This is a genomic window from Enterobacter sp. 301B (assembly GCF_003850715.1).
In the GTDB taxonomy this organism is placed as follows: Bacteria; Pseudomonadota; Gammaproteobacteria; order Enterobacterales; family Enterobacteriaceae; genus Enterobacter; species Enterobacter intestinihominis.
Genome location: NZ_PQTC01000011.1, coordinates 117,598 through 138,546 on the forward strand (window position 1 = coordinate 117,598; position 20,949 = coordinate 138,546).

Consider the following 20,949-nt stretch of genomic DNA (forward strand, 5'->3'; position numbering starts at 1 on the left):
AAATAAGCGCAGAATATTATGAATACTATTATTCTACCGAAAACACAGCACCTCGTGGTATTTCAGGAAGTCATCAAAAGTGGCTCCATAGGTTCTGCTGCAAGACAACTGGGGCTGACGCAACCTGCCGTCAGCAAAATCATCAGCGACATCGAATCTTACTTTGGGGTGGAAGTGATGGTGCGTAAAAACACCGGCGTAAAACTCACTGCCGCCGGTCAGGTGCTGCTGTCCTACGCTGAGTCGATCACCCGCGAAATGAAAAACATGGTGAGCGAGATCAACAGCCTCAGTTTCAGTACCGTCATGGACGTCTCCTTCGGCTATCCGTCGCTGATTGGCTTCACCTTCCTGTCCGGGATGATCAAAAAATTCAAGGAAGTGTTCCCGAAGGCGCGCGTCTCAATGTATGAAGCGCAGCTCTCTTCATTCCTGCCCGCCATTCGCGATGGCCGGCTGGATTTCGCCATCGGCACGCTGAGCGATGGGATGTTGCTCCAGGATCTTCACGTTGAGCCACTCTTTGAATCTGAGTTTGTGCTGGTGGCGAGTAAATCACGAACGTGCACCGGCCCGACCAGACTGGCATCGCTCACGCACGAGCAGTGGGTGATGCCGCAAACCGATATGGGCTACTACAACGAACTCCTGACCACCCTGCAAGATAACCACATCAGCATTGAAAACATCGTCCAGACCGATTCCGTCGTCACCATCTATAACCTTGTTCTCAATGCCGATTACCTGACGGTGATCCCCCGTGACATGATTGCGCCATTCGGCTCGGACCAGTTTATTGTCCTGCCGGTGGAAGATGCATTACCTGTGGCGCGTTATGCTGCCGTGTGGTCAAAAAATTACAGTATTAAAAAATCGGCGTCAGTATTAGTTGAACTGGCAAAACAATATTCGTCGATGAATATCGAAAAACGACGATAGAAATAATGATGATTTAAAATGCCCGGAGCGACGCTTTTTAACGCTCTGATACCCTGACTTTGCCTGAAAACAATGAATTATTATAACGAGGATATTATGCACATTACTTACGATCTCCCGGTGACCATTGACGATATTCAGGACGCCAGAAAAAGACTGGCGGGAAAGATCTATAAAACCGGTATGCCGCGCTCAAATTATCTGAGCGAACGGTGTAAGGGTGAGATATTCCTGAAATTTGAAAATATGCAGCGTACCGGTTCGTTTAAAATACGTGGGGCGTTTAATAAATTAAGCTCGCTGACCGATGCGGAAAAACGCAAGGGCGTGGTTGCCTGTTCCGCAGGGAACCACGCGCAGGGGGTGTCGCTCTCCTGCGCCATGCTCGGCATCGACGGCAAAGTGGTAATGCCTATGGGCGCGCCGAAATCCAAGGTGGCCGCCACGCGCGACTACTCCGCCGAAGTGGTGCTGCACGGCGAGAACTTTAACGACACTATCGCCAAAGTGAGCGAAATCGTCGAGATGGAAGGGCGCATATTTATCCCGCCTTACGACGATCCGAAAGTGATCGCCGGTCAGGGCACCATCGGACTGGAAATCCTCGAAGATTTATACGACGTGGATAACGTGATTGTTCCCATCGGCGGTGGTGGTTTAATTGCCGGTATTGCGACAGCAATTAAATCCATCAACCCAACTATCAATATTATCGGCGTGCAGTCTGAAAACGTGCACGGAATGGCGGCGTCGTATCAGACCGGTGAAATAACGAACCACCGCATTACCGGCACATTAGCGGACGGCTGCGACGTGTCTCGCCCGGGTAATTTAACCTTCGAAATCGTTCGTGAACTGGTTGACGACATTGTGCTGGTCAGCGAAGACGAGATTCGCAACAGCATGATCGCGCTTATTCAGCGAAATAAAGTGGTTACGGAAGGTGCTGGCGCGCTGGCGTGCGCGGCGTTATTAAGCGGCAAGCTGGACCATTATATTCAGGGCCGTAAAACCGTCTGCATTATTTCCGGTGGCAATATTGATCTCTCCCGTGTTTCCCAAATTACCGGCTTCGTTGACGCATAAAGGTGACCTATGAGCAACACAGAAAGCATTATCGTTGGCCAGACAAAAACGTCCTCCTGGCGTAAATCGGATACCACCTGGACGCTCGGCCTGTTTGGTACCGCCATTGGCGCTGGCGTGCTGTTCTTCCCCATTCGCGCAGGCTTTGGGGGGTTGATCCCTATTCTGCTGATGCTGGTACTCGCGTTCCCGATTGCCTTTTACTGCCACCGCGCGCTGGCGCGTCTGTGTTTGTCCGGCAGTAACGTCTCCGGCAACATCACCGAAACGGTGGAGGAGCATTTTGGTAAGACCGGCGGGGTGGTGATCACCTTCCTCTACTTCTTTGCTATTTGCCCGCTGCTGTGGATTTACGGCGTCACCATTACCAACACCTTTATGACCTTCTGGGAAAACCAGCTCCAGATGCCTGCCCTGAACCGCGGCGTGGTAGCGCTGTTCCTGCTGCTGCTGATGGCCTTTGTGATCTGGTTCGGTAAAGACCTGATGGTGAAGGTGATGAGCTACCTGGTGTTCCCGTTCATCGCCAGCCTGGTGCTGATTTCTCTCTCGCTGATCCCGTACTGGAACTCAGCGGTGATCGACCAGGTTAACCTGAGCGATATCGCCTTCACCGGTCATGACGGCATTCTTGTCACGGTGTGGCTGGGGATTTCCATTATGGTCTTCTCCTTCAACTTCTCGCCTATCGTCTCCTCGTTTGTGGTCTCCAAGCGCGAAGAGTACGAGCCGGAGTTTGGTAAAGAATTCACCGAGCAGAAATGTTCCAAAATCATCGGTCGCGCCAGCCTGCTGATGGTGGCGGTGGTGATGTTCTTCGCCTTTAGCTGCCTGTTTACGCTCTCTCCGCAGAACATGGCGGACGCCAAAGCGCAGAACATTCCGGTGCTCTCTTACCTGGCGAACCACTTTGCGTCGATGTCAGGCAGTAAATCCACGTTCGCCACGGTGCTGGAGTACGGCGCGTCCATCATCGCGCTGGTCGCTATCTTTAAATCCTTCTTCGGTCACTACCTGGGCACGCTGGAGGGGCTGAACGGCCTGATCGTTAAGTTCGGCTACAAGGGCGACAGGAAGAACGTCTCCGTGGGCAAGCTGAACACCATCAGCATGGTCTTCATCATGGGCTCCACCTGGATTGTGGCCTATGCCAACCCGAACATTCTGGACCTTATTGAAGCCATGGGCGCGCCAATTATCGCCTCTCTGCTGTGCCTGCTGCCGATGTACGCCATCCGCAAAGCACCGGCGCTGGCGAAATACAAAGGCCGGACCGAGAACATCTTCGTCACCGTGGTCGGCCTGCTGACCATTCTGAACATCGTGTACAAACTGTTTTAAACCAAAGCTCAGGAAGAGCGGAGCCATACCATGATTGAGTTTCCGGTAGTACTGGTCATTAACTGCGGATCGTCCTCTGTTAAGTTCTCGGTGCTGGACGCCGCAGGCTGCGATGCTCTGATGACGGGCATTGCGGACGGCGTCAACACTGAAAAAGCCTTTATTTCCGTCAATGGGGGTGAGCCGGTCAGACTGGCTCACCAGGACTACGAAGGGGCGCTGGCCGCCATCGCCCTGGAGCTGGAGAAACGCAACCTGATGGGCAGCGTGGCCTTGATTGGCCATCGCATTGCCCACGGCGGCGATCTCTTCAGCGAGTCAACCCTGATCACGGAAGAGGTGATGACGCAGATCCGCCAGGTCTCCCCGCTGGCGCCGCTGCATAACTACGCCAACCTGAGCGGCGTGGAAGCCGCCGGGCGCCTGTTCCCCGGCGTGCAGCAGGTGGCGGTATTTGATACCAGCTTCCACCAGACCATGCCGCCGCAGGCGTATCTGTACGGCTTGCCGTACCGCTATTTTGAAGAGCTGGGCGTGCGCCGCTACGGTTTCCACGGCACCTCTCATCGCTACGTGTCGGCGCAGGCGCACGCGCTTCTCGGGCTCTCTCCCGATGACAGCGGCCTGGTGATTGCCCATCTCGGCAACGGGGCGTCCATCTGCGCGGTGCGTAACGGCGTAAGCGTGGACACGTCCATGGGGATGACGCCGCTTGAAGGACTGGTGATGGGCACGCGCTGCGGCGACGTAGATTTTGGCGCGATGGCGTGGGTTGCCAGGCAGACCGGCCAGTCGTTCGAGGATCTGGAGCGTGTGGTCAACAAAGAGTCGGGGCTGCTGGGGATCTCCGGCATCTCCTCCGATTTGCGCGCGCTGGAGAAAGCCTGGCATGACGGCAACGAGCGGGCACGGCTGGCAATAATGACCTTTGTCCACCGGATTGCACGACATATCGCCGGTCATGCCGCATCCCTGCACCGTCTGGATGGCGTGGTGTTTACCGGCGGGATCGGTGAGAACTCTGTTCTCATACGCGCGCTGGTGGTGGAGCACCTGAAGGTGTTTGGCATCATCCTCGACGAGTCCAAAAATGCCCTGCCGGGCAGCGCGGGTGAGCGCGTGATCTCCACCGAGTCGTCCCGCGCGGCCTGCGCGGTGATCCCTACCAATGAAGAAAAAATGATCGCGCTGGATGCCCTCCGTCTTGGGAAGGTCACCCCGGCTGCGGCTTACGCCTGATAAAGCGAGAATCTGATGAAAGTAACAATCGATACGGGCGTCGCGCCTTACAGCGACGCATGGGCCGGGTTTCGCGGCGAAGAATGGAAAAACGCCGTTAACGTGCGCGATTTTATTCAGCATAACTACACCCCTTATGAAGGCGATGAAGCTTTCCTCGCGCAGGCGACGCCAGCAACGACGGCGCTGTGGCAGAAGGTGATGGTCGGAATTCGCCAGGAGAATGCCACCCACGCTCCGGTGGATTTTGACACCAACATCGCCACCACCATTACCGCGCACGGGCCGGGCTATATTGACCAGGAGCTGGAGACGATCGTCGGCTTGCAAACCGACAAGCCGCTCAAGCGGGCCCTGCATCCGTACGGCGGGATCAATATGATCCGCAGCTCGTTCGAAGCCTACGGTCGCGAGATGGATCCGCAGTTTGAATATCTCTTCACCGATCTGCGTAAAACCCACAACCAGGGCGTGTTTGACGTTTACTCCCCGGAGATGATGCGCTGCCGAAAATCCGGCGTGCTCACCGGTCTGCCGGACGGCTACGGGCGTGGACGCATCATCGGCGACTACCGCCGCGTGGCGCTATACGGCATCAGCTATCTGGTGCGCGAGCGGGAACTTCAGTTCGCCGATCTTCAGGGGAAACTGGAGCGCGGAGACGATCTGGAGTCCACGATCCGCCTGCGCGAGGAGCTGGCGGAGCACAAACGTGCGTTGCTCCAGATCCAGCAGATGGCGGCGAACTATGGCTTTGATATTTCACGTCCGGCGATGAATGCGCAGGAAGCGGTGCAGTGGGTCTACTTTGCCTACCTTGCCGCAGTGAAATCCCAAAACGGCGGGGCGATGTCGCTGGGGCGCACGGCCTCGTTCCTCGATATCTACATTGAACGCGACATGCAGGCAGGAAGGCTGAACGAGGTGCAGGCCCAGGAGCTGATCGACCACTTCATCATGAAGATCCGCATGGTGCGCTTCCTGCGCACGCCGGAGTTCGACACGCTCTTCTCCGGCGATCCGATCTGGGCCACGGAAGTGATCGGCGGCATGGGGCTGGACGGGCGCACGCTGGTGACCAAAAACAGCTTCCGCTATCTGCATACCCTGCACACCATGGGGCCTGCGCCGGAGCCAAACCTGACGATCCTCTGGTCCGAACAGCTGCCGATCGCTTTCAAGAAATACGCCGCGCAGGTCTCGATCGTCACCTCCTCGCTGCAATACGAGAACGACGATCTGATGCGTGCCGACTTTAACAGCGACGACTACGCCATTGCCTGCTGCGTCAGTCCGATGGTGATCGGCAAGCAGATGCAGTTCTTCGGCGCACGCGCCAACCTGGCGAAAACGCTGCTGTACGCGATTAACGGCGGGGTGGATGAGAAGCTGAAGATCCAGGTGGGGCCGAAAACCGAGCCGCTGCTGGATGATGTACTGGATTACGACACCGTAATGGCGAGCCTCGATCACTTCATGGACTGGCTGGCAGTGCAGTACATCAGTGCGCTGAATCTCATTCACTACATGCATGATAAATACAGCTACGAAGCCTCGCTGATGGCGCTGCACGACCGGGACGTTTACCGCACCATGGCCTGTGGCATTGCCGGGCTGTCGGTGGCGGCGGATTCCCTGTCGGCCATCAAGTACGCCACGGTAAAACCGGTGCGCGACCACACCGGTCTGGCGGTCGATTTCGTCATCGAAGGCGACTATCCGCAATACGGCAACAACGACGATCGGGTGGACAGTATCGCCTGCGATCTGGTTGAGCGCTTTATGAAGAAAATCCAGGCGCTGCCGACGTACCGCAACGCCGTGCCGACGCAGTCGATCCTGACCATCACCTCCAATGTGGTTTACGGGCAGAAGACCGGCAACACGCCGGACGGACGTCGCGGCGGTACACCGTTTGCGCCTGGCGCCAACCCGATGCACGGGCGCGACAGAAAAGGGGCGGTGGCGTCGTTGACCTCGGTCGCCAAGCTGCCGTTCACCTATGCCAAAGACGGGATCTCCTACACCTTCTCCATCGTGCCGCAGGCACTGGGCAAGGACGAGCTGGTGCGCAAAACCAACCTTGTCGGGCTGCTGGACGGGTACTTCCACCACGAAGCGACCATCGAGGGCGGGCAGCACCTGAACGTCAACGTGATGAACCGGGAGATGCTGCTGGATGCCATCGCCCATCCGGAGAACTATCCGAACCTGACGATCCGCGTTTCAGGCTATGCGGTGCGGTTTAACGCTCTGACCCGCGAGCAGCAGCAGGACGTGATTTCGAGGACGTTTACGCAGGCGATCTAACACAGGCCCCATCTTCAGCCTCCTCAGATGAGGAGGCTTTTAATTTTGTGAACACCGTCAATTTTAGAAAAGTCACTCTCTTTTCTGCTATCCCAAAGTAATATTTTCCTCTTGCATTAGGAAATCCCTATAAAAGTTGTGACTTTTTTCTCCCGCGCTCCGGATATGATCTCCCCATACCAATAACTCACACCTGCACCCTCTGACTCGCAATCGCTGGCGATCGGAACCTTATAAAAACAAATCGTTACCCTACAAAATAAGCGAGTGCCCAATGAATATGGCAACAAACAGCAGTGTGATTGTGAGTGATTCCCCTGCGGCAAGGCGGGCGGGAATGAGCGAAAGCGAATGGCGAGAGGCGATTAAATTCGACAGCACCGATACGGGCTGGGTCATCATGAGTATTGGGATGGCTATCGGCGCGGGCATTGTTTTTCTTCCGGTGCAGGTTGGATTAATGGGGCTATGGGTATTTTTACTCTCGTCGATAATTGGTTATCCGGCCATGTACCTGTTCCAGCGCCTGTTTATTAATACGCTGGCGGAATCACCGGAATGTAAAGACTATCCGAGCGTTATTAGCGGATATTTAGGCAAAAACTGGGGCATCTTATTGGGTGCACTTTATTTCGTGATGCTGGTGATCTGGATGTTTGTCTATTCGACGGCCATTACCAACGACAGCGCATCCTATTTACACACCTTCGGCGTAACCGACGGTTTGCTGTCGGAAAATCCGTTCTACGGCTTATTCCTGATCTGCATTCTGGTCGCCATTTCGTCGCGCGGTGAAAAGCTGCTGTTTAAAGTCTCCAGCCTGATGGTGCTGACCAAATTATTTGTGGTGGCGGCGCTGGGGCTTTCGATGATTGGCCTCTGGCATTTAGCCAACGTCGGCATGCTGCCGCCAATGGGGCTGCTGATTAAAAACGCCATTATTACGCTGCCTTTCACCTTAACCTCCATTCTGTTTATTCAGACATTAAGCCCGATGGTGATTTCCTATCGTTCAAGGGAAAAATCCGTTGAGGTGGCGCGGCATAAAGCGCTGCGGGCAATGAATATCGCCTTTGGCGTGCTGTTTGTGACGGTCTTTTTCTACGCTGTCTCCTTCACCCTGGCGATGGGGCACGACGAGGCGGTAAAAGCCTACGAGCAGAATATTTCCGCCCTGGCAATCGCAGCACAGTTTATCAGCGGTGACGGCGCGGGCTGGGTCAAAATCGTCAGCGTAATCCTCAATATTTTCGCTGTGATGACCGCGTTCTTTGGCGTCTATCTCGGCTTTCGTGAGGCGACGCAGGGCATTGTGATGAACATCCTGCGCCGCAAAATGCCGGCGGAGAAAATCAATGAAAATGCCGTCCAGCGCGGGATTATGCTGTTCGCCATCCTGCTGGCCTGGAGCGCGATTGTGTTAAACGCGCCGGTGCTGAGCTTCACTTCCATCTGTAGCCCTATTTTCGGGATGGTGGGCTGCTTAATTCCGGCGTGGCTGGTCTACAAAGTGCCCGCACTTCATAAATATAAAGGCGTATCGCTGGTGATTATTGTGATTACCGGGCTGCTGCTTTGTGTTTCTCCTTTCCTCGCCTTCTCATGAGGTTAAATAAGGTCGTAACGATGTCTGAGCAAATTAATCCTTTATGGAACCATTTTATTCGCGCGGTGCAGGAAGAGGTAAAGCCTGCGCTGGGCTGTACCGAACCCGTCTCGCTGGCGCTGGCGTGCGCGATGGCTGCCGGACAGCTTGACGGTGAGGTGACGCGTATCGAGGCGTGGGTATCGCCGAACCTGATGAAAAACGGGCTTGGCGTAACGGTGCCCGGTACCGGTATGGTCGGTTTACCCATCGCGGCCGCGCTGGGGGCGACAGGCGGTAATGCACACGCCGGGCTGGAGGTGTTGAAAGACGCGTCGTCCGAGGCGCTAACGCGCGCCAAAGCACTGCTGAACGCGGGTCTGGTGCAGGTAAAATTGCAGGAGCCGTGCGATGAGATCCTCTATTCACGTGCCTGCGTTTACGTCGGTGAATCCTCGGCGATGGTGACCATCGCTGGCGGGCACACTCGCGTGGTGGAGGTAGTTTGTCAGGGCGAAACGCGCTTCAGGCTTGACGATAATCAGAGCCAGAACAACGACGATCCGCTGGCGGTGCTCTCGACCACCACGCTGTCGCAGATCCTTGAGTTTGTGGAACAGGTGCCGTTCGACACGATCCGCTTTATCCTCGATGCGGGACGGCTGAACGATGCGCTCTCCCGCGAAGGTTTACGTGGCAACTGGGGGTTGCATATTGGTGCGACGCTCAATAAACAGCGCACACGCGGATGGATGGCGCAGGACCTGGGTTCAGACATTGTTATCCGCACCAGCGCAGCCTCGGATGCCCGCATGGGGGGCGCGACGCTGCCGGCGATGAGCAACTCGGGGTCCGGGAATCAGGGCATCACCGCCACCATGCCGGTGGTGGTGGTGGCTGAGCACGTTCAGGCCGATGACGAACGGCTGGCGCGGGCGCTGATGCTCTCGCACCTGTCGGCGATCTATATCCATTACCAGCTTCCGCGCTTGTCCGCGCTGTGTGCGGCGACAACAGCCGGAATGGGGGCTGCGGCGGGGATGGCGTGGCTGATGGGCGGATCTTACCAGAATATTGCCATGGCGATCGGCAGTATGATCGGCGACGTCAGCGGGATGATCTGTGACGGGGCGTCTAACAGTTGCGCAATGAAGGTCTCGACCAGCGTCACCAGCGCCTGGAAAGCCGTGATGATGGCGTTGGATGATACTGCCGTGACGGGTAATGAGGGGATTGTGGCGCACGACGTGGAGCAGTCGATCGCGAACCTGTGCGCGCTGGCGTGCCGCTCGATGCAGGCAACGGACCGGCAGATTATTGAGATTATGGCGAGTAAGGTGTAAAAATTTCCCCTCACCCCATAGGGGCGAGGGGCTCGATCGTTCCCTCTCCCCTTTGGGGAGAGGGCTAGGGTGAGGGGGGGGTTAAACCGGCAAATCAATCAGCAGCGCGCGCAGCGGCGTATCCGCCACCAGGGTGATATTCGCTTCATCACGAATAAACGCACCGTCTCCGCAGGTGAGCGCCTCTTTCTCTTCCGCGTGCGTCACCACATGCACCGTTCCGTGAATGGACTGCAGATAGGCGCGCGGGCCATGAAGCTGGAAGCTTGCCTGTTCACCTTTTTTCAGTTCGATATGGTGCAGCCACACCTGCTGGCGTAACTGCAGGCTGCCTTTGCTGCCGTCTGGCGAGGCAATCAGCTGCTGTTTATCGCCCTTCAGATCGATTTTTTGCACCAGCGGATTTTCCCGCTCCGGACAGGCATCCAGCCACAGCTGCATGCGGGTCAGCGTTTTGTCTTTGCTGAGGTTATGCTCGCTATAGCTAATACCCGGCTGCGTGGAAATTAACAGCGCCTCGCCAGCCTTCGCCTGGACATGATTGCCCTCGCTATCGCGGTATTCTGCCTCGCCTTCCAGGATCAGGTTCAGGATATCGACTTTCGGGTACGTGCGCGGCTGGAAGGACGCGCCCGGGGCGAGCACTTCCTGGTTCAATACGCGCAGTGAAGCGTAACCGAGAAGTTTAGGGTCAAAGTAGTGTCCAAAGGAAAAGGTGTAGCGGGCCTGCAACCAACCGAAATCGGCTTGTCCACACTGTTTCGCTGTTCTTGTCGTAATCATAAACTTGACCTCTCTTTACACTAAATCAATGGTAAAGGTATGGACGCTGCAATGTTAGCCAGATATTCTGCCCGGTATGTTCAAATTTCCTGAATGAGAACGAGATGGCTAAAGAGAGAGCATTGACGCTTGAGGCGCTTCGCGTCATGGACGCGATTGACAGGCGCGGCAGTTTTGCCGCGGCGGCAGATGAACTGGGGCGCGTTCCGTCTGCGCTGAGCTATACCATGCAAAAGCTGGAGGAGGAGCTGGATGTTGTGCTCTTCGATCGCTCTGGTCATCGAACAAAATTCACCAACGTTGGGCGGATGCTGCTGGAGCGCGGCCGCGTATTGCTGGAAGCGGCGGATAAACTGACGACCGATGCCGAAGCGCTGGCCCGCGGCTGGGAAACCCATCTGACGTTAGTGACCGAAGCGCTGGTGCCCACCGAGGCGCTGTTCCCGCTGGTGGACAGACTGGCCGCGAAAGCCAATACCCAGCTGTCGATCATCACCGAGGTACTGGCCGGGGCGTGGGAGCGTCTTGAGACGGGCAGGGCGGATATCGTCATTGCGCCGGATATGCATTTCCGCTCATCGTCAGAAATTAACTCGCGCAAACTGTACAGCGTGATGAACGTCTACGTCGCTGCGCCGGGTCACCCGATCCATCAGGAGCCGGAACCGCTCTCTGAGGTCACGCGCGTGAAATACCGCGGCGTGGCGGTGGCGGATACCGCGCGAGAGCGCCCGGTGTTAACGGTGCAGTTGCTGGATAAACAGCCGCGTCTGACGGTGACGTCGCTGGAAGATAAGCGTCAGGCGCTGCTGGCGGGGCTGGGCGTGGCGACCATGCCGTATCCGTTCGTCGAAAAGGACATTGCAGAGGGACGGCTGCGCGTTGTCAGCCCGGAATACACCAGCGAAGTGGATATTATTATGGCGTGGCGTCGTGACAGCATGGGCGAAGCCAAATCATGGTGTTTACGCGAAATTCCGAAGCTTTTCACGCAATATAATAAATAAAATCGTAATTTGTAGGCCCGGTAAGCGAAGCGCCACCGGGCTTTTTTTTATGCGCAGATCTTCGGATCCGGACCAAAGCGGTTTTCTCCCGGCGTTCCGCTCTGACAGTTGAAAATCAAAATCACGATCCAGCCGATAAGCGGGATCAACAGCAACAGCAGCCACCACGCCGAACGATCGGTGTCGTGAAGACGACGAAACAGTACGGCCCATGAAGGCAGCAGAACCAACACACCATAAATGGTGGTGAGAATGCCTTCGCCCCCCTCGCGTTCCCAGCCGAGGATTTTGTCCACAATACCCAGCACCATAATCAGGACGAAGTTCACCAGAACGAACATCCAGTACTCTTTACGGCGGGCACGGCCACCAAATCCAACGTAGTTGCGCAGTACTTTTAAATACCAGTCCATTTTTCCTTGCCTCTTAGTCAGTCAATCACTTGTTTTCTAAGCGATCGAGGTAAGGATAGATGTATGCCGTGAATTAAAAAAGGGAATCAATTGATTCCCTAAATAATTATCCGAAACGCACGTCGCGCCCGTGTGGTTCATCCAGATCCTGCCACGGACCAATGGAGATAATGCCCGTTGGGTTGATGGTCTTATGACTGCGGAAATAATGGGTGCGAATATGGTCAAAATTGACCGTCTCCGCAATACCCGGCATCTGATAGATGTCGCGCAGGAAACCGTGCAGGTTCAGATAATCGCTGATGCGATGCTTGTCGCACTTGAAGTGGGTGACATACACCGGATCGAAGCGGATCAACGTCGTCCACAGGCGGATGTCTGCTTCGGTGAGGCGATCGCCCGTTAAATAACGATGCTGGCCGAGGATCTGCTCCAGACGTTCCAGGGATCCAAACACGTTGCCGACCGCTTCGTCGTACGCTTCCTGACTGGTGGCAAAACCGGCTTTATAGACGCCGTTGTTGACGTTGTCGTAGATCCAGCCGTTCAGCTCGTCAATTTTCTCGCGCAGCTCAACCGGATAGTAATCCCCGGCGCGGGCGCCGTGCGCGTCAAACGCGGTATTGAACATGCGAATGATTTCAGCGGATTCATTGCTGACGATCGTCTGGTTTTTCTTGTCCCACAGCACAGGCACCGTTACGCGTCCGGTGTAGTGCGGATCGGCGCGCAGATAGAGCTGATACAGGAAATCGTGATGATAAAGCTCATCACCCGTCGCGGCCGGGAAGTCACTGTCGAACGTCCAGCCGTTTTCCAGCATCAGCGGGTTGACCACCGAAACCGGAATTAGCGATTCGAGACCTTTAAGTTTGCGCACAATCAGCGTGCGGTGCGCCCACGGACAGGCGAGAGAAACATACAGATGATAACGATCTTTCTCCGCCGCAAAGCCCCCTTCGCCACTCGGGCCGGGCGCGCCGTCGGCGGTCAGCCAGTTACGGAAGGCCGAAACAGAGCGCTTAAAGCGTCCACCGGTGGATTTGGTGTCATACCAGACATCCTGCCAGACGCCGTCTACGAGTTGTCCCATTTTTTACTCCTCCGTCAGATAGCAAAAGCGAGGAGATGTCTCCTCGCTTTGAATTTAATCAGTATAGCGTGCTTACCACTTCTTATTCAGAAGACGGTCGATGCTGTAGGCGCCCGGACCCGTGATAGCCAGCAGCAGGAAGCCACCTGCGATGGTCAGGTTTTTCATGAACATCAGGGAGTTCACGCCTTCCGCAAAGTTGCTGTGGAAGATGAACGCGGTCAGCAGGGTAAAGCCTGCGGTGAACAGCGCCGTGGTGCGGGTCAGGAAACCGAACAGCACTGCCAGGCCGCCGCCGAACTCAAGCAGGATGGTCAGTGGCAGCAGGAAACCCGGTACGCCCATCGCTTCCATATACTGCTGAGTGCCCGCATAGCCGGTAATTTTGCCCCAGCCTGCGGTGATGAACAGCACAGGCATCAGAATACGCGCTACCAATACACCAACATCATCTAATTTTTTCATTTTACTCTCCAGGAAACCACATCAGCGGCTAAACGTTATTTGCGTGCAAATTCGGGTAGATACCGCGTCTTTGCTGTCGATGGAGAGGAGTGTAAACGGGGCGGATGGCAATTGTTAGCAAGGAAAACTGTCAATCTTTTTCAAAGATATTGAGTAAGGGAGCATAGAGAGATTTTGCCGGGTGACGGCTACGCCTTACCCGGCCTACTTTTTACCGTAGGCCGGGTAAGCGCATCGCCACCCGGCGAGAAGGCTAGCGCAGCTGCTGCTGACGAATCGTTGCTTTCACCAGACGCCATGCGCTCCAGACACCAAAGCCACGGCGTGCCCAGCGAATCAGCATGTTTGGATGACGAATCGTCCAGATCGCCATCACGCTGCTACCCACCAGCGCCCACGAACGCAGGCTCAGAAGAGTATTCCAGCCGCGATCGTAACGCTGGGTCAGCTCCAGCCAGTCGCGACGGCTGGCGGACAGGTCCAGCCGCTGCTGCTGGATCTGGCTCAGCAGATACGCTTTCCGCTTTTGACGTTCGGCTTTGTCGCTCACGACTTATCATCCTCCAGCAGGGCGCGGTCGTTGGCCAGCTCCTGGCGCGTATGGCGCAGGAAGGTCGACGTGCGCGCTTTATGCAGGGTCCAGATACCGCCTATCAGCGCCGCCACCAGCAGAACCACGGTAGTCGCAATCATCGCGTTCAGTCGATACTGTGGATCGATAGCCCAGATGATTAACACCATCAGGCTCATCAGACCAAACGCGGCAAAGAGCATCGTAAGCCCAAGCATGAGCAGCATCTGGAAGAGATTGGCTTTCTCCTCTTCCAGTTCCACTACCGCAAGCCGGACGCGCGTTTCGGCAATCCCGACCAGCGTCGTAAGAATACGCTGGCCGATGCCGAGGACGTTTTTAGCAGGCCCTTGTGCGTGACGTGGATCTTCCATAATCAACGACGCGTCAGCAGGACACCCAGCACCACACCCACTGCGGCACCAATACCAACGCCTGTCCATGGATTGTCACGTACATATTCGTCTGCGCGCGCAGCCGCTTCGCGGGTCTGTTTCGCCAGTGCATCACCGGTTTCACCCAGACGGTAACGGCTCTCTTTCAGTGCCTGCTCCGCTTTGCTGCGCAGTTTGCTGACTTCTTCTTTCGATTTATCGGCAGAAGAGTTCAGCACCTCTTCCAGGGTGTCCGCCAGGGATTTCAGCTCAGCGCGCAGATGTTCTGAAGTTGTATCTTTTGACATGATTCTCTCCTGTTGAGATTTCCGTTAACTCAATAATCGCGAGCTTCCAGCGCTTTCAGTTCGTCCTGCGCCTCTTGCAACTTCCTCTCGCGCTTGGCAATTTTTTCCGCATCACCTTTCTCTTTCGCTTCTTGCAGGTCTTGACGGCGCTCGGCTATCTCGTCCTTCTGTTCAGCGATTTTTTCCTGATGATCGGCACGCAGCTTGCTGTCCGTACAATTGTCTTTCACTTCGCTCAGCGCTTTTTTCAGTCCGTCGATCCGGTGCTGATTGTTATGCTTTTCGGCATAACTGATTTCGCGTTGAATATCCTGTTCTTTCTCCTGACAAAGAGACATAGCGAAGGAAGCTGTGCTTAAAGAAAAAAGGGCCAGAGCCAGGGTGATGCGGTATTTCATTATAGAAACCTTCCATTGTGTTACGGCGTAAGCCGTGTTCCAGAACTATGCGGAGAACATCTGAGGGGTGCTCCGCGTACTTAAGCATAGTAAGTAAACGGGAGTTTCACCAAAGTGGGTGAAAATATTCGGAATATTAGTCGTTAGCCAAATCGATGCGACGTGTCGCGTAACCGTGACATCCAGGAGGCTACGTGGCTGTCATCATCCTGTTGCGCGATGATGTAACCCTGCGGCAACGTGCGGTCCAGCACCGCTTTCGCCGCGGCGCTTTGCGCACTGGAGTCAAATTTTATCAGCAGCACATCGTCTTGCGGCGTGATGCTCTTAAAGCGGATCCCGTTAGCATCCAGATGATGCCAGATGGAAAAACCATCCGGCACGCTGGTTCCTTGACTCACAGGACGGATAGTCAGCGTCGACTCCTGGTGCTGTAGGGCAGACCATAGCAGGATGAGAGCGCTGAACATCATTAGCGCGACGATGGCGTAAGAGAAGCGGCGCAGCGCGAGCGGGGAGATAACCATCGTTAACCCCTGGCTCCGTATTTCTTTTTCCACAGTACGACCAGTGAACCGACCAGGCCAAACACCAGCAGGACGACGGGCAGCAGCATCAGGCAAGACATCAGCTGGTCTTCATATTTCATAAAGACCGGCGTTTTACCGAGCGCGTAGCCGAGCGTGGTCAGGATCAGAACCCACAGCAGGCCGCTCATCCAGTTAAAGAACTGGAAGCGCGCGCTGCTCAGGCCGGACAAGCCCGCAATGGTCGGCAGCAGGGTGCGTACGAATGCGATAAAGCGGCCAATCAGCAAGGCGGAGAGCCCGTGCTTATGGAAAAGGTGGTGCGCTCGCTGGTGATAATGTGCCGGAAGATGCGAAAGCCAGTTCTGAACGATTCGCGTGTTGCCCAGCCATCGCCCCTGAATATAACTCACCCAGCAACCCAGGCTGGCGGCAATGGTCAACAGCAGAACCGTTTGTGGGAAAGCCATCGCCCCTTTTGCACAGAGCACCCCAACCAGCACCAGCAGGCTGTCGCCCGGTAAAAAGGCAGCAGGCAGCAGACCGTTCTCAAGGAACAGGATCATAAATAACACAAAGTAGAGCATGCCAATCATGGACGGGTTGGCCAGCGTTTCGAAATCCTGAGCCCAGAGGGCGTTCAGTAGTTGGGTCAAAAGTTCCATTCAGTGTTCCTGGAAATCGGTTAACGTCACGCCTGTCATTCGGGAAAACAGCACGGCGACATTGTTATGATTTCATTATGGTCGCTCGCGGACACAATGATGTGTGGCCAACACTGTTCCCTGTTAATTGGCTGGTTAGCAAGCACTAACTTACAAAATAACGAAGTGAATCCAATTGTAACAAAGCCCGACGTTCTGCGTCACAGAATTTGAGGGGAAACACGATTTTGGCGTAAGCCACGGAGGGGAGCGAGAGATTTTACAAAGGCTGACACTATAGAGGTTTTCTTACCCTGTCTGGCCGGAAGGCGCGGCGGTGCGCCTGCCAGCAGTTCAGGAGGTTATTTTGCGACATTGGTCGCGGTATCGAGGTGAACCACCGGATTATCAGCAAAAAGGTAGCGGTCAGCGTTAAATTCAAAGTCATCACTCGTTTCATTAAAAAGCATCTGTTTAGTGTTCTCCAGATGCTGCCACATTGCCAGTTTCGCCGCATGCGGATCTTTACGAATCAGGGCCTTAAGAATCTGGTCGTGGTCGTCACACCAGTTATCTACCGTGCGGGAATCAATGTGATCGTGCAGTTTCTTCCAGTACGGGTTGTGAACGCGCTGAGTCCACATTTTTTCAACGATTGCCGCCAGCGCTGTGTTCTGAGTCGCAAGGGCGACCTGAACGTGGAATTGCAGGTCCCATTCGGAATCGCGGAAACATTTTTCTTTACGCGCATGATCCTGGATTTCCATCAGCTTCATGATGTCCTGCTTGGTGACCTGCGTCGCTGCGAATTCTGCGATATTGCTTTCAATCAGCTGGCGAGCCTGGAGAAGCTCAAACGGACCGTAGCTGGCAAATTCCAGACTTTCGTCCGGCGTGGGGGAGTGTTTCGCCTGGCTGGAAATCACGTGAATACCGGAACCTTTGCGTACCTCAACATACCCTTCAACTTCCAGCATGATGATGGCTTCGCGGACCACCGTACGGCTGACGCTTTTTTCATCCGCAATAAAACGCTCAGCGGGAAGTTTATCACCGACAAGATAGACCCCTTGCTCGATGCGATCTTTCAGCTCGGCGGCAAGTTGTTGATATAAACGACGTGATTCGGTGATTTCCATATGCGCTCCAGGCAGGGTACGGCGAATGATTTGTTATACCACTTTTGCTTGCCACTCTCCAGATTTCGCCATTAAAAAAGCCGCCCGGAGGCGGCTTTTGCGACGTTTTTGCCGGGTGGCGCTACGCTTACCCGGCCTACGGTTTTATCGGGTGTTATAGGCCGGGTAAGGCGAAGCCGCCACCCGGCACAACAAGCTAACTCTGCGTCGCCGGTCCCCCAAGGGACTCTTTCGCCAGTTCCTCAGCGGATTTACTCTTCAGCACCGTCCAGATAACCACTGCACCCAGCAGGTCGAAGATGGCCAGTACCGCGAACAGCGGGCTGAAACCGATGGTGTCTGCCAGCGCGCCGACCACGAGGGCGAACAGGGTACTTGCGGTCCAGGCGGCCATCCCGGTCAGACCGTTGGCGGTGGCAACTTCGTTACGACCAAACACGTCGGACGAGAGCGTAATCAGCGCGCCAGACAGAGACTGGTGAGCAAAGCCCCCGATACACAGCAGGGCGATAGCCACGTAAGGACTGGTGAACAGGCCAATCATGCCAGGGCCAATCATCAGCAGGGCGCCCATGGTGACCACCATCTTACGGGACACAATCAGGTTCACGCCAAACCAGCGCTGGAACAGCGGTGGCAGGTAGCCGCCGACGATACAGCCCAGGTCTGCAAACAGCATTGGCATCCAGGCGAACATCGCGATCTCTTTCAGGTTAAAGCCGTAGACTTTGAACATGAACAGCGGGATCCAGGCGTTGAACGTACCCCAGGCCGGTTCCGCCAGGAAGCGTGGCAGGGCGATACCCCAGAACTGACGGGTACCCAGGATCTGCCAGACGGACATTTTTTTACCGTTGTCGGTCTGATGATGAGATTCCTGACCATTGATAATGTAGTCACGTTCTTCGGTAGACAGCTTTTTCTGATCGCGCGGGTGTTTATAGAAGATCAGCCACGCCATGGCCCAGGCAAAACTCAGCACACCGGAGATGATGAACGCCATTTGCCAGCTGTGCATCACAATCGCCCACACCACCAGTGGCGGAGCAATCATCGCCCCGATGGAGGAACCCACGTTGAAGTAACCGACAGCGATTGAACGTTCTTTTGCAGGGAACCATTCAGAGCTGGCTTTCAGACCCGCAGGGATCATCGCCGCTTCGGCAGCACCTACCGCACCACGTGCCAGCGCCAGCCCGCCCCAGCTGCCAGCCAGCGCCGTCGCCCCGCAGAAGACGGCCCATGCTACAGCGAAGAAGGCATAACCAATTTTTGTACCAAGAATATCAAGAACATAACCTGCAACAGGCTGCATTACGGTGTAAGCGGCAGAATACGCCGCAATGATGTAAGAGTATTGTTGTGTGGAGATATGTAACTCTTCCATCAACGTTGGCGCCGCTGCTGCCACGGTGTTACGTGTCAGGTAGCCCAGCACGGTGCCGAGCGTCACCAGTGCGATCATGTACCAACGTAACCCTTTAATTTTACGCATGTAAAACCTCATCGTTATGTTATTTCCGTGTCGGGACACGGCAACAACTCAACCGTTGCCGGGAGCTGTTCTGTAACGGGAGGGGCGTAACCGGGAACCTGTCCCGGAACGGCCCGAACCTTGCCATAAGTCATCGTGCTAAGTCGGCTTCCGTACCGTTAAATCCGATGTAACAAACACCGGTAATGCATTCCGTCGGCTTATAGTTTGCGACGGCGAAAAGATAACTTGTCATACAACTTTAAAAGGTGAGTGACATCACAAAAGAGTGAATCTTTGTAGGGATATTATGAGGCGTGCGCAAAGCCAGATCTGGCGCGGCCTGCAAGAAGGTTTACCCCTTTGAGGGTAATTTATTTGTCGACGTTTATTGATCTAACTCACGAAAAAAACGTCGGACTCTGGAAATTGGTGTGATAACTTTGCAGCATCTGAACATAAGCTTTCTGACGCTCCCGTAATGAGGAAGACGATAATGACACCGTTTATGACCGAAGATTTCCTGTTAGATACCGAATTTGCTCGCCGCCTGTACCACGACTACGCAAAAGATCAGCCGATTTTCGACTACCACTGCCATTTACCGCCGCAACAGGTTGCCGAAAATTACCGTTTCAAAAACCTGTATGATATCTGGCTGAAGGGTGACCATTATAAATGGCGCGCGATGCGCACCAACGGCGTGGCCGAGCGCCTGTGTACCGGCGACGCGACCGATCGCGAGAAGTTTGACGCCTGGGCCGCTACCGTTCCCCACACCATCGGTAACCCGTTATACCACTGGACGCACCTCGAACTGCGTCGTCCTTTTGGTATCACCGGCAAGCTGCTCTCTCCCGCCACGGCGGATGAGATCTGGGATCAGTGCAACGAACTGCTGGCGCAGGATAGCTTCTCGGCGCGCGGCATCATGCAGCAGATGAACGTGAAGATGGTGGGCACAACCGACGATCCGATCGACTCCCTGGAGCACCACGCGGTTGTCGCGAAGGACAGCACCTTTGACATCAAAGTGCTGCCAAGCTGGCGTCCGGATAAAGCCTTCAACATTGAGCTGCCGACCTTTAATGACTACATGACGAAGCTGGCGGAAGTATCGGATACCGATATCCGTCGTTTCGCCGATCTGCAATCCGCGCTGACCAAACGTCTGGATCACTTTGCCGCACACGGCTGTAAAGTGTCTGACCACGCGCTGGACGTGGTGCTGTTCGCGGATTCCAGCGAAGCCGAGCTGGACAGCATCCTGGCGCGTCGTCTCTCCGGCGAAGCCCTGAGCGAGCATGAAGTCGCCCAGTTCAAAACCGCGGTGCTGGTGTTCCTCGGTGCGGAATATGCCCGTCGCGGCTGGGTTCAGCAGTACCATATCGGCGCGCTGCGTAATAACAACCAGCGTCAGTTTAAACTGCTGGGCGCGGACGTGGGCTTCGACTCCATCAACGACCGCCCTCTGGCGGAAGAGCTGTCAAAACTGCTGAGCAAACAGAACGAGCAAAACCTGCTGCCAAAAACCATTCTCTACTGCCTGAATCCGCGCGATAACGAAGTGCTGGGCACCATGATCGGCAACTTCCAGGGCGAAGGGATGCCGGGCAAGATGCAGTTCGGTTCCGGCTGGTGGTTTAACGATCAAAAAGACGGCATGGAGCGTCAGATGACGCAGCTGGCGCAGCTCGGCCTGTTGAGCCGCTTCGTTGGCATGCTGACCGACAGCCGCAGTTTCCTCTCCTATACCCGCCATGAATATTTCCGCCGCATTCTGTGCCAGATGATTGGCCGCTGGGTGCACGCGGGTGAAGCGCCAGCGGATATCCAGCTGCTGGGCGAAATGGTGAGAAACATCTGCTTTAACAATGCGCGTGACTACTTCGCCATTGAACTGAACTAAG

The 20,949-nt window shown here is 55.3% G+C and carries 21 protein-coding genes; 9 read left to right on the forward strand and 12 right to left on the reverse strand.

What is annotated here, in order from left to right; translation table 11 throughout:
• Positions 1 to 18 precede the first annotated feature (18 nt).
• From tdcA to C3451_RS14010, 7 genes are all read left to right on the forward strand, one after another.
• Positions 19 to 939 carry a transcriptional regulator TdcA gene (gene tdcA / locus C3451_RS13980; protein ID WP_023298702.1) on the forward strand — a complete coding sequence of 307 codons (921 nt, stop codon included), beginning with the start codon at positions 19 to 21 and terminating at the stop codon, positions 937 to 939.
• A gap of 96 nt (positions 940 to 1,035) precedes the next feature.
• Positions 1,036 to 2,025, forward strand: coding sequence for a bifunctional threonine ammonia-lyase/L-serine ammonia-lyase TdcB (gene tdcB, locus C3451_RS13985; protein WP_023298701.1), 990 nt, complete (start codon positions 1,036 to 1,038; stop codon positions 2,023 to 2,025).
• 9 nt (positions 2,026 to 2,034) lie between these two features.
• Positions 2,035 to 3,366 carry a threonine/serine transporter TdcC gene (gene tdcC, locus C3451_RS13990; RefSeq protein WP_045622979.1) on the forward strand — a complete coding sequence of 444 codons (1,332 nt, stop codon included), beginning with the start codon at positions 2,035 to 2,037 and terminating at the stop codon, positions 3,364 to 3,366.
• A 30-nt stretch (positions 3,367 to 3,396) separates the two neighbouring features.
• The gene (gene tdcD, locus C3451_RS13995; protein ID WP_045622978.1) at positions 3,397 to 4,605 is read left to right on the forward strand and encodes a propionate kinase; all 1,209 of its coding nucleotides are present in this window, start codon (positions 3,397 to 3,399) and stop codon (positions 4,603 to 4,605) included.
• Positions 4,606 to 4,620: 15 nt separating this feature from the next.
• Positions 4,621 to 6,915 (forward strand): formate C-acetyltransferase, encoded by a 2,295-nt coding sequence (gene pflB / locus C3451_RS14000; RefSeq protein ID WP_045622976.1) that lies wholly within the window; start codon positions 4,621 to 4,623, stop codon positions 6,913 to 6,915.
• A gap of 274 nt (positions 6,916 to 7,189) precedes the next feature.
• Positions 7,190 to 8,521 (forward strand): amino acid permease, encoded by a 1,332-nt coding sequence (locus C3451_RS14005; protein ID WP_022649483.1) that lies wholly within the window; start codon positions 7,190 to 7,192, stop codon positions 8,519 to 8,521.
• 20 nt (positions 8,522 to 8,541) lie between these two features.
• A complete protein-coding gene (locus C3451_RS14010; protein ID WP_063139188.1) occupies positions 8,542 to 9,843 on the forward strand; it encodes a serine dehydratase subunit alpha family protein in 1,302 nt (433 codons plus the stop codon).
• A gap of 81 nt (positions 9,844 to 9,924) precedes the next feature.
• On the opposite strand, the gene C3451_RS14015 is transcribed toward C3451_RS14010, so the two are convergent.
• Entirely contained in the window at positions 9,925 to 10,626 is a 702-nt protein-coding gene (locus C3451_RS14015) for a pirin family protein (protein WP_045622972.1), read from the reverse strand.
• 104 nt (positions 10,627 to 10,730) lie between these two features.
• Between C3451_RS14015 and yhaJ the strand changes: the two genes are divergently transcribed.
• Positions 10,731 to 11,633 carry a DNA-binding transcriptional regulator YhaJ gene (gene yhaJ / locus C3451_RS14020; RefSeq protein WP_022649480.1) on the forward strand — a complete coding sequence of 301 codons (903 nt, stop codon included), beginning with the start codon at positions 10,731 to 10,733 and terminating at the stop codon, positions 11,631 to 11,633.
• Positions 11,634 to 11,680: 47 nt separating this feature from the next.
• On the opposite strand, the gene C3451_RS14025 is transcribed toward yhaJ, so the two are convergent.
• From C3451_RS14025 to C3451_RS14075, 11 genes are all read right to left on the reverse strand, one after another.
• Positions 11,681 to 12,046 (reverse strand): DUF805 domain-containing protein, encoded by a 366-nt coding sequence (locus C3451_RS14025; protein WP_022649479.1) that lies wholly within the window; start codon positions 12,044 to 12,046, stop codon positions 11,681 to 11,683.
• A gap of 106 nt (positions 12,047 to 12,152) precedes the next feature.
• Positions 12,153 to 13,139, reverse strand: a complete 987-nt coding sequence (locus C3451_RS14030; RefSeq protein WP_003862653.1) for a glutathione S-transferase family protein — start codon at positions 13,137 to 13,139, stop codon at positions 12,153 to 12,155.
• 72 nt (positions 13,140 to 13,211) lie between these two features.
• Entirely contained in the window at positions 13,212 to 13,604 is a 393-nt protein-coding gene (locus C3451_RS14035; RefSeq protein WP_032626373.1) for a DoxX family protein, read from the reverse strand.
• 253 nt (positions 13,605 to 13,857) lie between these two features.
• Positions 13,858 to 14,154, reverse strand: coding sequence for a YqjK-like family protein (locus tag C3451_RS14040; RefSeq protein WP_022649477.1), 297 nt, complete (start codon positions 14,152 to 14,154; stop codon positions 13,858 to 13,860).
• A complete protein-coding gene (locus C3451_RS14045) occupies positions 14,151 to 14,549 on the reverse strand; it encodes a phage holin family protein (RefSeq protein WP_003862647.1) in 399 nt (132 codons plus the stop codon). Before C3451_RS14045 ends, C3451_RS14040 begins: the two co-directional genes overlap by 4 nt.
• A 2-nt stretch (positions 14,550 to 14,551) precedes the next feature.
• Complete coding sequence (locus C3451_RS14050; RefSeq protein WP_008503141.1) at positions 14,552 to 14,857, reverse strand: YqjD family protein; 306 nt, start codon at positions 14,855 to 14,857, stop codon at positions 14,552 to 14,554.
• Positions 14,858 to 14,886: 29 nt separating this feature from the next.
• Positions 14,887 to 15,255: a DUF1090 domain-containing protein gene (locus tag C3451_RS14055; protein ID WP_017382428.1), complete on the reverse strand. Its 369-nt coding sequence runs from the start codon at positions 15,253 to 15,255 to the stop codon at positions 14,887 to 14,889.
• A 143-nt stretch (positions 15,256 to 15,398) separates the two neighbouring features.
• Complete coding sequence (gene mzrA, locus C3451_RS14060; RefSeq protein WP_022649476.1) at positions 15,399 to 15,782, reverse strand: EnvZ/OmpR regulon moderator MzrA; 384 nt, start codon at positions 15,780 to 15,782, stop codon at positions 15,399 to 15,401.
• A gap of 2 nt (positions 15,783 to 15,784) precedes the next feature.
• Positions 15,785 to 16,447, reverse strand: a complete 663-nt coding sequence (gene yqjA / locus C3451_RS14065; protein ID WP_022649475.1) for a DedA family general envelope maintenance protein YqjA — start codon at positions 16,445 to 16,447, stop codon at positions 15,785 to 15,787.
• A gap of 341 nt (positions 16,448 to 16,788) precedes the next feature.
• Positions 16,789 to 17,565 carry a transcriptional regulator ExuR gene (exuR, locus tag C3451_RS14070; protein ID WP_023298695.1) on the reverse strand — a complete coding sequence of 259 codons (777 nt, stop codon included), beginning with the start codon at positions 17,563 to 17,565 and terminating at the stop codon, positions 16,789 to 16,791.
• Positions 17,566 to 17,761: 196 nt separating this feature from the next.
• On the reverse strand, positions 17,762 to 19,060 hold the full coding sequence (locus C3451_RS14075; protein WP_022649474.1) for an MFS transporter: 1,299 nt from the start codon (positions 19,058 to 19,060) through the stop codon (positions 17,762 to 17,764).
• A 475-nt stretch (positions 19,061 to 19,535) separates the two neighbouring features.
• Between C3451_RS14075 and uxaC the strand changes: the two genes are divergently transcribed.
• Positions 19,536 to 20,948 carry a glucuronate isomerase gene (uxaC, locus tag C3451_RS14080; protein ID WP_023307034.1) on the forward strand — a complete coding sequence of 471 codons (1,413 nt, stop codon included), beginning with the start codon at positions 19,536 to 19,538 and terminating at the stop codon, positions 20,946 to 20,948.
• Position 20,949: the final 1 nt, after the last annotated feature.

What these genes read in the sequence shown, in the direction of transcription:
- tdcA (WP_023298702.1), top strand. Translation starts at nt 19, where the DNA reads ATGAATACTATTATTCTACCGAAAACACAGCACCTCGTGGTATTTCAG.
- tdcB (WP_023298701.1), top strand. Translation starts at nt 1,036, where the DNA reads ATGCACATTACTTACGATCTCCCGGTGACCATTGACGATATTCAGGAC.
- tdcC (WP_045622979.1), top strand. Translation starts at nt 2,035, where the DNA reads ATGAGCAACACAGAAAGCATTATCGTTGGCCAGACAAAAACGTCCTCC.
- tdcD (WP_045622978.1), top strand. Translation starts at nt 3,397, where the DNA reads ATGATTGAGTTTCCGGTAGTACTGGTCATTAACTGCGGATCGTCCTCT.
- pflB (WP_045622976.1), top strand. Translation starts at nt 4,621, where the DNA reads ATGAAAGTAACAATCGATACGGGCGTCGCGCCTTACAGCGACGCATGG.
- C3451_RS14005 (WP_022649483.1), top strand. Translation starts at nt 7,190, where the DNA reads ATGAATATGGCAACAAACAGCAGTGTGATTGTGAGTGATTCCCCTGCG.
- C3451_RS14010 (WP_063139188.1), top strand. Translation starts at nt 8,542, where the DNA reads ATGTCTGAGCAAATTAATCCTTTATGGAACCATTTTATTCGCGCGGTG.
- C3451_RS14015 (WP_045622972.1), bottom strand. Translation starts at nt 10,626, where the DNA reads ATGATTACGACAAGAACAGCGAAACAGTGTGGACAAGCCGATTTCGGT.
- yhaJ (WP_022649480.1), top strand. Translation starts at nt 10,731, where the DNA reads ATGGCTAAAGAGAGAGCATTGACGCTTGAGGCGCTTCGCGTCATGGAC.
- C3451_RS14025 (WP_022649479.1), bottom strand. Translation starts at nt 12,046, where the DNA reads ATGGACTGGTATTTAAAAGTACTGCGCAACTACGTTGGATTTGGTGGC.
- C3451_RS14030 (WP_003862653.1), bottom strand. Translation starts at nt 13,139, where the DNA reads ATGGGACAACTCGTAGACGGCGTCTGGCAGGATGTCTGGTATGACACC.
- C3451_RS14035 (WP_032626373.1), bottom strand. Translation starts at nt 13,604, where the DNA reads ATGAAAAAATTAGATGATGTTGGTGTATTGGTAGCGCGTATTCTGATG.
- C3451_RS14045 (WP_003862647.1), bottom strand. Translation starts at nt 14,549, where the DNA reads ATGGAAGATCCACGTCACGCACAAGGGCCTGCTAAAAACGTCCTCGGC.
- C3451_RS14050 (WP_008503141.1), bottom strand. Translation starts at nt 14,857, where the DNA reads ATGTCAAAAGATACAACTTCAGAACATCTGCGCGCTGAGCTGAAATCC.
- C3451_RS14055 (WP_017382428.1), bottom strand. Translation starts at nt 15,255, where the DNA reads ATGAAATACCGCATCACCCTGGCTCTGGCCCTTTTTTCTTTAAGCACA.
- mzrA (WP_022649476.1), bottom strand. Translation starts at nt 15,782, where the DNA reads ATGGTTATCTCCCCGCTCGCGCTGCGCCGCTTCTCTTACGCCATCGTC.
- yqjA (WP_022649475.1), bottom strand. Translation starts at nt 16,447, where the DNA reads ATGGAACTTTTGACCCAACTACTGAACGCCCTCTGGGCTCAGGATTTC.
- exuR (WP_023298695.1), bottom strand. Translation starts at nt 17,565, where the DNA reads ATGGAAATCACCGAATCACGTCGTTTATATCAACAACTTGCCGCCGAG.
- C3451_RS14075 (WP_022649474.1), bottom strand. Translation starts at nt 19,060, where the DNA reads ATGCGTAAAATTAAAGGGTTACGTTGGTACATGATCGCACTGGTGACG.
- uxaC (WP_023307034.1), top strand. Translation starts at nt 19,536, where the DNA reads ATGACACCGTTTATGACCGAAGATTTCCTGTTAGATACCGAATTTGCT.